Source organism: Coprococcus sp. AF16-22 (assembly GCF_003461545.1).
GTDB classification, from domain to species: domain Bacteria; phylum Bacillota; class Clostridia; order Lachnospirales; family Lachnospiraceae; genus Coprococcus; species Coprococcus aceti.
Genome location: NZ_QTXH01000011.1, coordinates 36,071 through 50,031 on the forward strand (window position 1 = coordinate 36,071; position 13,961 = coordinate 50,031).

Sequence of the window (13,961 nt, forward strand, 5' to 3'; positions counted from 1 at the left end):
GTCCATTGATAAATTTATTTTACCACATACACATCCGAGGTGCAATAAATCATCCAAATTACTTATTGTTTTTTGTCAGATATTCTGAAAGTGCATTGACTGCTGCCTCTTCGTCAGCACCGTCTGCAACTATAGTGAGCTCACTGCCATTCTCGAAGTTCATGCTCATCATACCCATAATGCTCTTAGCATTGATTCTCTTATCTCCGGTAACAAGGTGAACCTTGCTGTCATACTGACTTGCAATCTGTACAAGAACTGCAACAGGTCTTTCCTCTGCCTCTCCCATCATTGATACAACAACTGTCTTTTCGATCATTACATCCTCCTTGGGCTCATCAACAGCCCCGCATTTCTTCTGCGATTTCACTTATTTTTCTTAATCTATGATTAACCCCCGACTTACCGATCGGCGGCGTCATCATCTCACCAAGCTCCTTAAGGGAAGCATCCTCATTCTCCAGTCTGGCAAGCGCCAGCTCCTGAAGGTTATCGGGCAGATATCCTATGCCCTTTGTCTCTATTATGTAATTGATGTCATTCATCTGCTTTACGGCAGCGCTCACGGTCTTGTTGAGGTTTGCGGCCTCACAGTTGACCCTGCGGTTGATATTGTTACGGATATCCTTCCTGATCCTTATGTTCTCCATATTCATCAGGGATATGTGTGCCCCCATTATTCCCAGCATATCAACTATCATCTCTCCATCCTTCAGATAGACGACGTAGTATTTCTTCCGCTGTATTATGCGGGCTTCCACACCAAATCCGTTTATTATCTCCTGTATGAACTGTGCCCTTCCCTCGTTCTCGCACACCACCTCCATGTGGTAGCCCTTGTTCGGATCACTGATTGATCCCGAGGTCATGAACACTCCTTTTATATATGCTCTTCTGCAGCAATCCTGCTGAACATCCATCCTGCTGACCTTCATGAGCTGACACTGTATCAGTCCTTCACACTCATGTTCGTTTTCTATCTTCAAGGTCATCAGTATCGTATTGACAATCTCTGGAGAATTGATCTCCATCCTGTATACTCTGCTGTCAGCTCCGGTCCTTCTTACACTTGAGTCCGGAATATATCTGAACAGCCTCTTTATCAGGGAAGCTATCTCCTTTGCGATAACACTTCTCTCTGTAACTATCACCAGCCCGGCCGGTCTGCCAGCCCAATATCTCACATATGCCACCATTGAGATCATCGCAGCCAGCTCAGCTATCTGACAATGCCTCGCTCCCGGGACATTCCCTGCCAGCTCCATCTTAACGTCTGAAGAAAATGACATATTCCACCTGCTATACTATCTGTTATTACATGCTACAACTTCTTGACTATTGAATCCTTCAAAATATCCCTGTGAACTATCCTCACTGTATACTTTGACTTCTGCAAACGGGCATAGACAGCATTGGCTATCGTGACGGATCTGTGTTTTCCGCCTGTGCAGCCGATGGAAATGACCAACTGATTTTTGCCTTCCTTGATATAATTCGGTATCAAAAATGTTATCAGATCTATAAACTTTTCCAGATACTCAGGGCCCTCCTTGCAGTTCATAACATAGTCCTGTATCTCTTTGTCGTTTCCCGTTTTCTCCCTGAGTTCAAGGTCATAGTACGGATTAGGCAGAAATCTCACATCCTGAACTATATCAGAATCCCTCGGTATTCCATACTTAAAGCCAAATGACATGACCGTAATTATGAAATTCGAATACTCCTCATTCTGCACAAATATCTTGTCAAGCTCCGCCTTAAACTCTCTCACAAGGAGGTTGGTAGTATCGATTATATAATCAGCCTCCTCCTTGAGGAAGCCAATAAGCTCACGCTCCTTGTTTATTCCATCTATTATTCGCCCACCCTTGACCGAAAGAGGATGGTTTCTTCTAGTCTCTTTATAACGCTTTACCAGAGTTGCATTGGAACACTCAATGAACAGGATCTCATAATTCATGCCCTCTCTTCTGATATCCGCCAGGCACGAATTGAGCTGTGACAAAGCCCTTCCACTTCTGATATCAACACTGATAGCAACATCATCCACCTGGATCTGCTCATCATAAGCGATCTCGGCAAATCTTTTTATAAGCTGGATAGGCAGATTATCAACACAGAAAAATCCGGCATCCTCAAGCGTCTTAAGCGCCGTTGCCTTTCCTGCTCCACTCATTCCTGTCACAATAACAAATCTCATGCTCTGTTCTCCCTGTCTCACTAAATGCTAGAAATCGCCAAGCATCTTCACCTCAGGCTCCAGCATCACGCCAAACTGATCCATAACCTTCTTCTGTACATCACGGATCAGACCTGTCACATCAGCAGCGGTTGCACCGCCCCTGTTCACAACAAATCCGCAGTGCTTCTCGGACACCTGTGCTCCTCCCACAGAATATCCCCTGAGTCCTGCATCCATTATAAGTTTACCCGCAAAATATCCCTCAGGTCTCTTGAATGTAGAGCCCGCCGACGGATACTCAAGCGGCTGCTTTGTTCTTCTGGAATCCGACAATTCCTTCATTCTGTCATCTATATCCTGCTGCACACCTGCTGCCAGCTTCATGGTAACCTCAAGAACTATGAGCCCCTCAGCCTCCACAGCACTGTGTCTGTACGAAAAATCCAGTTCATCCGACGACATATCATATATATGTCCATCGGCATCCATCACCTTGACACTGGTGACAACGTCCTTCATCTCACCACCATAAGCTCCCGCATTCATATACACCGCACCGCCTATAGTACCGGGAATCCCGGAAGCAAACTCAAGACCGGTCAGCGAATTATCCCTTGCCAGTCTGCTGACTCTCACCAGCTTTGCCCCGGCCTGGGCTGTTATCACATCACCGTCAACTGTTATCCCATTCATATTGTCCATTATATTGATTATCATGCCCCTGTAGCCAACATCCGACACAAGCAGATTACTGCCATTACCAAGGACAAAATACGGTATCTCACATTTCCGACAAAGTTCTATAAGCCCCGCAACCTGATCTGCATCAGAAGGACTCGCAAAATAGTCGGCAGGACCGCCCACCCTGAAGGTAGTGTGTGCGCTCATCACCTCATCTGCGCTTGCATTCTTCTCTCCGGTTATCTCTCGAATACTGTTCAATATATCTAAATCTGACATGTCAACCTCATACAATCTGTCTTCTATATTTTATTCACATGTGCATGTATTTTAAAACAAAAGTAAAAGCACCCTCTGTCAAAGAGGACTGCTTTTTTCTTAACATACACAATAAAAGTCTTTAATATATTGGATTTTACGGCACTATTCATCACCATTAAATTCATCATACATTAAAGACTTTTATAATTCAATATTAAAATTTAATATAAATTTACCATCTTTCGCAAAACCTTTGGATATTTTCACAAATTCTACTGGTAAATTTTACCGAAATTACATTCAGGTCAATTACCTTCCAAGTATGCTGCATGCACTTCCATAAATACCTGCATCATTGCCAAGCTGTGCAAGTGCGAACTTTGTCTGTCTGCATGCATGGAATGCATAATGCTCGAAATACTTCTTTACCGAATCTGTAAGTATGGAGCCCGCCTTTGACACGCCTCCACCGATTACAAATATCTCAGGATCAACTACACATGCTATCTGTGCAAGCGCACGACCCAGGATACGTGCCTGTGTATCAACTATCTCAAGTGCAAGCTCGTCTCCTGCCTTTGCTGCGTCAAATACATCCTTTGCAGTAACAGCCTCGAGCTCACGGAGAGTTGACTTCTTATCTGAAGCTGCCATAGCTCTGCCCGCAAGTCTTACCACGCCTGTTGCAGATGTGTACTGCTCCAGACATCCCTTGTTTCCGCATCCACATGTCTCGGTCTCTGAATCGTCAACACATATATGTCCGATCTCACCACCGGCACCATTCACGCCGAACAGCATCTTGCCGTTGAGTATGATTCCGCCGCCAACACCTGTTCCAAGTGTTACCATTACCAGATTGCTGTGGCCCTTGCCACCGCCCTGCCACATCTCTCCGAGCGCAGCGACATTTGCGTCATTTCCAGCCTTTACAGGATATCCGATCAACTTCTCCAGCTCGTCCTCAACATTCAGTATTCCCCATCCGAGGTTTACACACTTGAGAACCGTTCCATCCTCCTTGACAGGTCCCGGAACTCCGATTCCAACGCCCTCAACATCTTCCTTTGCAAGCTTCTTGCTTTCAATAACTTCCTTTATAGAATCAGCAATGTCCGGAAGAACATTCTTTCCACCGTCCTCTGTGCGGGTCTTGATCTCCCACTTGTCGAGCAGTTCGCCCTCAACGGTAAAAAGTCCCATCTTTACTGTAGTTCCTCCAACATCAACTCCAAATACATACTTAGCCATGTTTTTTCTCCTTCCACATTCTCCGCTTTTTATTGTAATATCACGGCCGGCAGTCATTTACTGCTTGTCACCACCGCCGTTGCCCTTCATAATATTCTGTGTAACTCTGTTATAAAGCTCCTGAGCTGCATTGTATCCCATCTTCTTCTGTCTGTGGTTTACAGCCGCCGACTCAACTATGATCGCAATATTTCTTCCCGGTCTGATAGGTATATTGTGACTTACCACCTTATTTCCCAAGAACTCCATATAATTGTCCTCAAGTCCGAGTCTGTCGTATTCTGTATCTTTGCTCCACTCCTCCAGGTTGATGACAAGATCGATATTCTGATCTATCTTAACGCACTCAACACCAAACAGTGATTTCACATCTATTATTCCAATTCCTCTGAGCTCAATAAAATGCCTTGTTATGTCAGGAGCTCTTCCTACAAGAGTTGCATCGCTGACCTTCTTGATCTCAACCACGTCGTCCGCAACAAGTCTGTGTCCTCTCTTCAGAAGCTCCAGCGCCGCCTCCGACTTACCGATTCCACTCTCACCCATGATCAGTACGCCCTCGCCGTATACATCGACAAGAACCGCATGCACCGATATTCTTGGAGCCAGCTCCACATGCAGCCATCTGTCCACCTCATGTACAAATGCAGATGTGACCGCATCGGATGTGAGTACTGGAACCCCATGCTTCTTTGCCATCTCTATGATAAATGGATATGGCTCAAGGCCTCGGCAGAATATAAGGCATGGCGGCTTGTATGAGAAGAACTCATCCATGATGCGTTTGTTCTCCTCCTCAGTATGCATAGCTGCCACATAGGCATGCTCAACATTACCACAAATCTGTATTCTTCCTGCATCAAAGTGCTCGAAGAATCCACCAAACTGTACTGCCGGTCTGTTCATACCCGGATCCTGGATAAGTATCTTATCCGTATCGATCTCCGGAGTATGGTTCTTGAGATCCATCTTCTCTATAAGCTGTGTAACCGTAACACTGTAAACCATATAAACCCTCTGCAACACCGAAACCGATGTTTTTCCTTTCCTAATATAGTCAATATGACTTATTTTATCGCAATTAATTATACTTATGTACGCTCTCTGTTGTCAAGCAGACATGCACAATTACACAGCCAAATATGCAACTCATTTGTGGTCTATTTATTCAGGAATCTCGCCTCATCCTGAACCATGCTGACCTCGCTTCCATCCCTCGCATCTATCAGTACAAGCTGTATCGGGTAAGTGTCGGAATGATCCGAATCCAACTGTGCAAACGAGTACACAGGTATAGCCTCATATTCGCCGTTCCCTGTCTTTATCCTGAAATATGTGAGTCTCACATCGTTGAACTCCACTGAATTATATCCGGTATAATCCGCAAAGTGGCTCTCCATGACTCCCTTGAGGCTTGTCACCGCAGAATCCCAGGTGATCAGTGTCCCTGCATCCTGAATATCCCCCGCGGACTTCATCGGCCAAGTACATGTAAATCCCGTAAGTTTCTCTCCTGTAAATGCGATACTGTATGTGGACTGCTCCGTATAGTAGTATTTCTCTGCAGAAAACGAACCACTGTCCTCCGCATTCTTCTGATTTGAGATGGTGTCTATGCCAAATGCATCCGGCTGATAGAGCGGCTGTCCATTCACGGACGCCTGAAATGTCACAGAGTATCCATCCTTCTCATATCCTACAACCTCTCCATACTCATCACTATATTGGCGGTAAAGCTCCGACTGTGATGTAGGGACCACATCATTAAAGCCCCATTTGTCCATGTAGTCCAGCGCTTTTACCATTCCGGCATCCTCATCCATGCCACTCATATTGGATTCATCAGTCTGAACGTCCGACGGATTCCCTTCATTTGCCGTTATCAGTTCCGCGGGATCCCATGAGGTATACTCCGTGAATGTCGCACCCTTGTCCGCCATATCTTCAGGAACAGGGTCCGTCACCGCAAGCTGGATAGAAAATCCCTCATCTGATATCCACGACAGATCATAAAAATACAGTATGTATTCAACTCCATCTATCTTCCCAATAAAATAATCCTTGCTGTAATCCACATCGGCACCCCTATGAGCGAACAGTTCATCTCTCTGCTCCTGTGTCACACTGTCCTTCATATCATATGGATACTCGAAAACTCCATCCTCCTCGTCAAATATGCTTTTGAGTATCGTCTCCCTGTCTTCAGCTCCTATGCTGCCCATGGTGAACTTCTTCGTATACATCTTATCGGCATCCGGAGTCTTGATCTCCGACGCTTTGATGCTTGCAGACTCCAAAGTTCCGCAATTTTCAACAGGTATATCAACACTTACGCTGGTCGGAATGCTGAGTGTTCTGGCAAGTCCACCCACACTGTCATCATAATCTGCATCCTTCTCGGTGTCCCCGGACGTGTCCGTTCCGCTGCTGTATTCCTTGATATCATCGCCCTCTATGACCGCCGTGTTTGCTTCCTTTTTCTTATCCGCGCAGCCACCGCACGCCATCGCAAGGCAAACCAAAGCTGCACATATCATCCATCTTCTTTTCCTCATATTTACTCTCCTTCACCAAGATATATTGTCATATACTCATAATAACCTGCCATTGAACTGCTCGGACTTACCTGCATGTAACAATCCTCAAGCTCACTCTCGTCAACAAGGAAATACACCGTCAGCAAATGTTCTTCGCCATCCCTCTTCAGGCAGCAGTAGCCATCCACGCTCTTTTCAGTAATCTCTGTGCCGTCATCTACTACATACGCAGGTACTCCATATGTCATCCGTCTTTCATAACTCGCACGAGGCTCACCATCTCCGCAATAATAATTCGTGTCAACCGGTGGCGCCAGCTTGTCCCCCGAGAGTTTTTCTCCCCTCTCAAGATCTATAACTATATCGTCATACGGATATGCTCTGTAGTCCGCTTTATATGTGATATCCACCGCAACCATCCGCAAGCTGCTGTTATTATAATCTCCCCAGCTTGTAAAGCTGTTATCTGTCGCTTCGTTCATCCTCCGACATCTGACATCCACAAAGTTTCCGTCCGTATCCACCAGACCTTTCTCCTTGAGATCTCCCACAACATAGAGCATATCCGCAGGATCTATTCCCCGGGTGTCATCGTATACGTTCACACTGTTTACCGTCATCTCTACGCCATCCACAACAAACGACTCGTCCAATCCTATAAATGTGTACTTGTCATCCACCTGGATCGTATCAACATTATCCGGATTGTCATCATAAAATGTTGAGTCAACTCCGACCCAGTTAGATGGATCATCGCCCTCAGCATCCTTGACATTTATTCCGGTCACGATCTTGTCCAGTTCCTCATCCGTTATATCGCAGCCGATATACACAGTCAGAATAACGGACTCTTCTTTTATCGGAACGTACAGCACTCTATCAAATCCCCAATCAACTCCTCCCCTCTCAAACAACAGGTACTCATAACTTCCCGCCTGTCTGACTGTGGCATCCTCGATGCTTCGGTTTATCACAGTATTCGACTGTCCATTCCACTGGGTTGCCGCTATGGATATTCCCATATATCCTTTCCTGTCCGGGCTGTCATACTTACATTCCTCGACCTGAACCACGCCTTCCGGCAGATAATCAAGAGTGATCTCCACGTATCTTTTGCCAGAATTTATCATGTATGAATTACCATCGCTTCCTTTCATTATGCTCTGTGTTCCATTTTCTTCCTCCTCCGCCATTCTCTTTTTCATCGCGTCCAGAGTCTCCGTGCTCTCGGTGTCATCTGCAGCTGTGGCAACACCATCGTCATTGAGCTCTATCGTTCCACTTGCATAACCACCATTCTTCTCGATCGTAAATCTATACACACTGACCGCAGCATGGATCGATACCGGTATAAGGATCACACCACACAGCAGCAGCGCTGCAACCTTGATAAATCTCTCCATTCCTCCATGTCTTTTCCTGAGGCCTGTCGGTCTGCCGGACTCCTCCATATCTCTCATTCCGGCGAGCAGACTTTCCTTTTTAGCTTTGTATTCTGCCGAAAATTCATGTTCAGACAGCTTGTCCATATTATCCGTGTTATCAACATTCTCCATATTCCTATTCTCCATCCAGCATCATCTCCTTCATCAGCAGTTTTCGCGCTCTCTTTACCGCCCGCTCATATTTCTTCCGGACCGCAGCCTCTGTCAGCCGCATCAGATCAGCCGTCTCTCTTACACTGAGCTGCCGCACTATCCTTAGCTGGAGCACTAGGGCATCATCATCAGATAATCTTCCAAGTATGCCTGTTATCAACTGTCTGTTCTCCACCTCATCAGCCATATTGCTCTTCACCGACGGATCGGCATGACTCCACAGGATGTTGTCTGCAAGTTCCGAGGAATCGTCATCCCCCTGCAGACTGCACACAGCCTCTTTATCTCTTTTATTTTTCCTGTACATATCAACAGCGATATTTCTTGCAGTCTTGGTTATGTACGCCGACCTCTTCTCCTCCGGCATCCTTTTTATCATATTCCTGTATCTTATGACCTTCAGAAATGTCTCCTGTACAGCCTCCTCCGCCTGCCATATATCTCCCAATACGGCATACGACAGCCTGTATAACTTCTGTTCGTACTTGTCATAATATTCTGCTATCAATTCGCTGTCTTTCTTATCATTATGCATAATTTCCCTATCCTTTTTCATGTGTTCCCCGCCATGAACACCCCTAGATATTCTGTCTTTTTTGAACGTTCACTATATATAACGATTACATTATCATAAATGTGACACTTTTTCATAAAAAAAGAGGTTAAAGATTTCTCTTTAACCTCTTTTTGGGGAAATATCACTATCTTCAGGCTTTATGCCTGTTCCGAATCCAAGTCTTCTTTATTCCCTGTATCCTCTTTATCCTTTTCTTCAGCTTCAGCCTCGGCTTCTAACAGTTTCGCAGCAGCTTCAGCCTCCTCCTTTGCCTTCTTCGCCTCTTCCTCGGCTTTTCGGGCGGTTTCCTCCAGTTTCTTCTCGTTGAGTCTGAATATCTTCCTCATCGTCGTACTGGTTCCGTATGCAATCGCACCAAATATGAATAAAACCCACAGATACCATATATTAACAAATATCATAGGGTATCTCACGCATATAAATATAGGTGCAAACCATGCGATAAATACTTTTAACCATGAGCCCTTATATGTGATAGCCAAAGCCAGTGAGTTTCTCACCGTGGTTCCCAGCTTATTGTTGTATCTAGCTATCAACGGGAACAAAAACGGAACAATAAGTCCCATAAATATAAGTTCTGTCACAAGAATTCCTGTGTAGAATGTAGATATGAATCCCGTCACTCTCTTGACAAGCAGGAATTCAAAATACATTACAAATATCGCAAGCAGAATAAAGAAATACGCTATGGTCGACTGTTTAAAGTTTCTCTTAAACTCATGGATAAATCCGGCGACAACCGTCTCTTCCTCATCCTCCTGCAGTCTTATACACATAGCATAAAGAGCTGACAGCGATGCTCCCACTGTAAATATAGGTATACAGCCAACTACAAAGCACACATTAAGTGCAAATATAGTTCCAAACGCATCCATTGCCCGTCTCAGAAGTGGTTCTTTCTCTTTTCCCCTGTCATTCTCTCTGCTCTCTTCCCTGTTGTTTGATATCTCGCTCATTCAAAATGTCCTCTTCGCTTATTGTTTCGTAAAAAAAAATAATATAATGCGGGTATCGATTGACCCAAGAGTCATCGATACCTACATTATATTTAATTGATTATAATATATATTACTCCTTTACACCACCAAGTGCAACACCTGCAATAATATACTTAGAAAGGAAGAAGTACATTACGAGGATTGGAATAACAGTTGTGAAAAGTCCACAATAGATCTGACCCCAATCTCTTGACTTATCATTTGCCTTTAACGCCTGAACGTACATTGGCATTGTCTGCTTCTTTCTCTCTGTAGCAAGTATGATAGAAGGTGTATACAGGTTATTCCATGATGCAACGAATCCGAAGATTGCCTGAGTTGCCATAGCTGGCTTCAGAAGAGGAAGTACGATCGAGTTGAACGTATGAATTTCTCCTGATCCATCAATTCTGGCAGCCTCTACGATCTCTACTGAGAGGCCAGTCTCCATGTACTGCTTCATAAAGTAAACAGTTGTTGGTGCTGCGATCGCTGGAATGATCATTGCAAGATATGAACCATAAATATGTGTGAGGTTACATATCTTGATGAAACCTACGATAGATACCTGCTGAGGAATCATCATGATAGCATATATGAAGCCCCATGCAAAATTCTTTGCCTTGAAATTGTAAACTGTAACTGCGTAAGCTGTCAGAGAACCGAAGTAGATCTGAAGAGCTGTTGCAGGTACTGTGATAATTAACGAATTGAGCATAGCCTGAAGTACGTTTACTCCACTCGTCTTCGCACCACCCTCTAAAAGTCCCTTGAAGTTAGTGATGAACTGTGATCCAGGAACAAGCTTTATTCCTGTAAGAATATCACTGGACTTAAGTGTTGAGTTAATTAACAAAATATAAAACGGTATGATTGACAGGAAACAAAGTATGATACAGATGACATATCTTAAAACCCTCGTTCCCGTTGCTTTTGATTCTGTCTGATCCAACTTTGTTCACCTACTTTCCTTGTTTTTCTGTTTTCTCTGATGTCAGCTTGTAGAACAGTAAGCTTATAATCAATGTGAATGCGAAAAGCATTACTGAGTAAGCTGCAGCTTTACCATAATCCTGTGTAGGACCTGCACTTACGTACTTCTTGATAAGCATAACTACTGTTGTTGTAGAATTGACATCTGATCCACCTACTCTTACAACCGGGTTACCTTCGTTGAAGAGCTGTGGAATATCGTACATCTGCAGACCACCGATAGCTGATGTTACAAGTGTGTACTGTAAGATTGGCTTGAGCAGTGGAAGTGTTATCTTAAAGAACTGCTGCTTTGATGTAGCACCATCAACACTGGCTGCCTCGTAAAGTGATGGATTGATACCGAGAATACCTGCACAAAGGACGATCATTGTATTACCATACCACATCCAGAACTGGATAAAAGCAATGATTATAAGTGATGCCCAGCCATGATTCAGGATACCACCCTCATCACACCATCCCCAACTTCTGAACAGGCTCGTGATAGGTCCCTGAACCTCGAACATACCGTAGAAGAGAACGGCGATTGTAGCTGCTGTAATGATGTTAGGCATGTACATGATTACCTTGAATACACCCTGACCCTTTATCTTAACCTTGATGTCTGTGAACCAGGCAGCAAGAACAAGTGCGAGAAGGATCTGAGGTACGAAGTTTACCAACCACAGAACAACTGTTATAGCAAGTGCCTGCCAGAACTCACTTCCGGTCTTTGCAAACACATAATTGGTAAAGTTACCGAGTCCTACGCTTGTTGTCACATATCTACCATTCTTAGCTGAGTAGATAAATGAGTTGTAGAACGTATAGATAAGTGGATACAGCTGAAAGATAAGGAAAACAAGGAAGAACGGAATGAGGAACATCAAACCATACTTGCCATATTCAACTGTCTTGTTCTTTTTCATAGTGTGATACGCCCCCTTAAAATATTGGTCTATAGTACACACGCACCAGCAACTTTCATTACTGATGCGTGCATTTTGTTACTTTATAGTTTTATCCTTTATTTTAGGGATAGATTACTTTGAGATACCAAGCTCTGAAGCACACTTGTCCTCGATGTACTTAACAGCATCATCAACTGATGTGTATGTACCTGAGTTGTAAGCTGTAGCTGCCTCGTCGATGAATGCCTTGATTGAAGCATCCTGGTATGTTGTGTTGCTGAGGTTGATTCCCTCTGCTGATGCTGCCCATACCTCGATTGGGTTCTGTCCGCCAAGGAATTTCTGAGCTGCATTGTCGCTTGAAAGCTCACCATTGATAAGTCTCTCGTTAGCTGCCTTGTTGTTTACACAGTCACCTGTCTTGTTTGTGATATCAACACCAACATCTGGATCACATGTTAACTCGTAAAGAAGGAATGCACAAAGCTCTGGGTTTGGTGTATCCTTACCGACCATTACGTATGTACCGCCCCAGTGGTATGATGTAGGGCCTGTAACAGCTCCCCAGTTACCATCTACAGCGCCGTTACCCTGCATTGAACCTATGAACCAAGGACATCCGAAGTAGCAGAATACCTTTGAATCATTTGCCATATCAGCAGCCCATGATGAATCCCAAAGGGCTGTGTTGTTTGAATATCCACCATCATAGATCTTCTTACCTGTCTCAAGGTACTCTGTAACTGCACCGTCAAGTGTAAGCTTCTCTGATGAACCGTCATCTGTTACCCAAGGCTGTGACTGAGTATCCCAGATAGCGTACTTAACATCTGAAGGACCAGATACGATCTTGTATCCAGCATCCTTTAACTTGTCTGCTGTCTCGAAGAACTTGTCCCAATCAGCAAGAGCTGCCTGAACTGTCTCAGGATCATCTGATCCAAGAACTTCCTTAGCAATGTCTCTTCTGTAGAATACAGAACCTGCTGTAGCCTGCCATGTAACAGCCTTAAGCTCGCCGTTGTATGTGCCATACTGCTTAGCGAAGTCATATGAGTTAGCCATAACATCATCTGTGAAACCAAGATCTGTAAGGTTAGCTGTCTTTGTGTCATCCTCTGACCAGTACTTAGCTACATCGTTATCAGCAGGGATAAGTGAAGGATACTTATCTCCACTTGTAAGAGCTGTATCAATAGCTGTCTTGTACTCATCTGTTGTTCCACCAACACCAAGTGTTACGAACTCAACATAGTCCTTGTACTCTGGGAACTTGTCAAGAACGACGTTCATCTTCTTTGAGAAATCCTCATCCCATGAGTAAGCGTAGATCTTCTTGCTGTCATCCCAGCCATCTGTGCTAGGTGCTGCAATTGCTCCTGTTGCTGAAGCATCTGCCTCTGTTGCCTCTGTAGCATCATCTGATGCTGCCTCTGTTGCCTCTGTCTTAGCCTCTGTTGTTGCCTCTGTTGTAGCATCATCATTTCCGCCACATGCAACGAGTGATAATCCCATTGCCATAGCTAATGAAAGTGCTAACGCCTTTTTGATTTTTCTCACAAAAAAACCCTCCTTTTAAATATGTGTGCTATTCCAATGCTATGCTCTAAAATCACCTTATCGAGCATATCCGGAATGCCGTGTCATGCTTTTTCATGACCTCTGTTGTGATTTTATTGACAACGTCCTTGTCAACATAGGCTTATTATAGGGCATATTATCTAATTTGGCAACCCCTTTTTTGAGTTTTTTTATCTTTTTTGCACATTCGCCTTTTTTTAAGCTAAAAAAATAACTAATTAAACTTTATCTATAAGGCGTGTATTTTATCATTTTTGTCAAATAGCCTATTTTTCGTACATTCCATGCGCCTTTCCGGCTAATATGGCAACTGTACTTTATATATAGAAAACAGCTTATTTACAAGGTTTTCTTTTAGTCATTATGTATAGTGCATGCAAAACCGATCTGTTTTATTGTGCAATTTTAAATTTTAGACTTTTTTCACTAT

The 13,961-nt window shown here is 44.0% G+C and carries 13 protein-coding genes; all 13 read right to left on the reverse strand.

Annotation, left to right across the window (positions count from 1 at the left end):
* Positions 1–58 precede the first annotated feature (58 nt).
* A complete protein-coding gene (locus DWW60_RS11260) occupies positions 59–319 on the reverse strand; it encodes an HPr family phosphocarrier protein (RefSeq protein WP_015533286.1) in 261 nt (86 codons plus the stop codon).
* 19 nt (positions 320–338) lie between these two features.
* Positions 339–1,289: a DNA-binding protein WhiA gene (gene whiA, locus DWW60_RS11265; RefSeq protein WP_015533287.1), complete on the reverse strand. Its 951-nt coding sequence runs from the start codon at positions 1,287–1,289 to the stop codon at positions 339–341.
* A gap of 32 nt (positions 1,290–1,321) precedes the next feature.
* Positions 1,322–2,200 carry an RNase adapter RapZ gene (gene rapZ, locus DWW60_RS11270; protein WP_015533288.1) on the reverse strand — a complete coding sequence of 293 codons (879 nt, stop codon included), beginning with the start codon at positions 2,198–2,200 and terminating at the stop codon, positions 1,322–1,324.
* A 27-nt stretch (positions 2,201–2,227) separates the two neighbouring features.
* Positions 2,228–3,142 (reverse strand): UDP-N-acetylmuramate dehydrogenase, encoded by a 915-nt coding sequence (murB, locus tag DWW60_RS11275; RefSeq protein ID WP_117875405.1) that lies wholly within the window; start codon positions 3,140–3,142, stop codon positions 2,228–2,230.
* Positions 3,143–3,433: 291 nt separating this feature from the next.
* The gene (locus DWW60_RS11280; protein WP_055223838.1) at positions 3,434–4,375 is read right to left on the reverse strand and encodes an ROK family glucokinase; all 942 of its coding nucleotides are present in this window, start codon (positions 4,373–4,375) and stop codon (positions 3,434–3,436) included.
* A gap of 57 nt (positions 4,376–4,432) precedes the next feature.
* Positions 4,433–5,383, reverse strand: coding sequence for an HPr(Ser) kinase/phosphatase (gene hprK, locus DWW60_RS11285; RefSeq protein WP_015533291.1), 951 nt, complete (start codon positions 5,381–5,383; stop codon positions 4,433–4,435).
* A 152-nt stretch (positions 5,384–5,535) separates the two neighbouring features.
* A complete protein-coding gene (locus DWW60_RS11290; protein WP_117875406.1) occupies positions 5,536–6,930 on the reverse strand; it encodes a hypothetical protein in 1,395 nt (464 codons plus the stop codon).
* Positions 6,931–6,932: 2 nt separating this feature from the next.
* Complete coding sequence (locus tag DWW60_RS11295; RefSeq protein ID WP_117875407.1) at positions 6,933–8,483, reverse strand: hypothetical protein; 1,551 nt, start codon at positions 8,481–8,483, stop codon at positions 6,933–6,935.
* Positions 8,473–9,045: an RNA polymerase sigma factor gene (locus tag DWW60_RS11300; RefSeq protein WP_117548557.1), complete on the reverse strand. Its 573-nt coding sequence runs from the start codon at positions 9,043–9,045 to the stop codon at positions 8,473–8,475. The genes DWW60_RS11295 and DWW60_RS11300 overlap by 11 nt, the downstream gene beginning before the upstream one ends.
* Positions 9,046–9,224: 179 nt before the next feature.
* Complete coding sequence (locus DWW60_RS11305; protein WP_015533295.1) at positions 9,225–10,043, reverse strand: YesL family protein; 819 nt, start codon at positions 10,041–10,043, stop codon at positions 9,225–9,227.
* 112 nt (positions 10,044–10,155) lie between these two features.
* Positions 10,156–11,016, reverse strand: coding sequence for a carbohydrate ABC transporter permease (locus DWW60_RS11310; RefSeq protein WP_022216607.1), 861 nt, complete (start codon positions 11,014–11,016; stop codon positions 10,156–10,158).
* Between the two features lie 10 nt (positions 11,017–11,026).
* On the reverse strand, positions 11,027–11,968 hold the full coding sequence (locus tag DWW60_RS11315) for a carbohydrate ABC transporter permease (protein ID WP_015533296.1): 942 nt from the start codon (positions 11,966–11,968) through the stop codon (positions 11,027–11,029).
* 114 nt (positions 11,969–12,082) lie between these two features.
* Complete coding sequence (locus tag DWW60_RS11320; protein ID WP_117875408.1) at positions 12,083–13,510, reverse strand: ABC transporter substrate-binding protein; 1,428 nt, start codon at positions 13,508–13,510, stop codon at positions 12,083–12,085.
* Positions 13,511–13,961: the final 451 nt, after the last annotated feature.

Bases quoted from the DNA above. Each gene is read 5' to 3' on its own strand.
- DWW60_RS11315 (WP_015533296.1), bottom strand. From the start codon at position 11,968: ATGAAAAAGAACAAGACAGTTGAATATGGCAAGTATGGTTTGATGTTC.
- rapZ (WP_015533288.1), bottom strand. From the start codon at position 2,200: ATGAGATTTGTTATTGTGACAGGAATGAGTGGAGCAGGAAAGGCAACG.
- whiA (WP_015533287.1), bottom strand. From the start codon at position 1,289: ATGTCATTTTCTTCAGACGTTAAGATGGAGCTGGCAGGGAATGTCCCG.
- DWW60_RS11290 (WP_117875406.1), bottom strand. From the start codon at position 6,930: ATGAGGAAAAGAAGATGGATGATATGTGCAGCTTTGGTTTGCCTTGCG.
- DWW60_RS11305 (WP_015533295.1), bottom strand. From the start codon at position 10,043: ATGAGCGAGATATCAAACAACAGGGAAGAGAGCAGAGAGAATGACAGG.
- DWW60_RS11295 (WP_117875407.1), bottom strand. From the start codon at position 8,483: ATGGAGAATAGGAATATGGAGAATGTTGATAACACGGATAATATGGAC.
- DWW60_RS11280 (WP_055223838.1), bottom strand. From the start codon at position 4,375: ATGGCTAAGTATGTATTTGGAGTTGATGTTGGAGGAACTACAGTAAAG.
- DWW60_RS11300 (WP_117548557.1), bottom strand. From the start codon at position 9,045: ATGCATAATGATAAGAAAGACAGCGAATTGATAGCAGAATATTATGAC.
- hprK (WP_015533291.1), bottom strand. From the start codon at position 5,383: ATGGTTTACAGTGTTACGGTTACACAGCTTATAGAGAAGATGGATCTC.
- DWW60_RS11260 (WP_015533286.1), bottom strand. From the start codon at position 319: ATGATCGAAAAGACAGTTGTTGTATCAATGATGGGAGAGGCAGAGGAA.
- murB (WP_117875405.1), bottom strand. From the start codon at position 3,142: ATGTCAGATTTAGATATATTGAACAGTATTCGAGAGATAACCGGAGAG.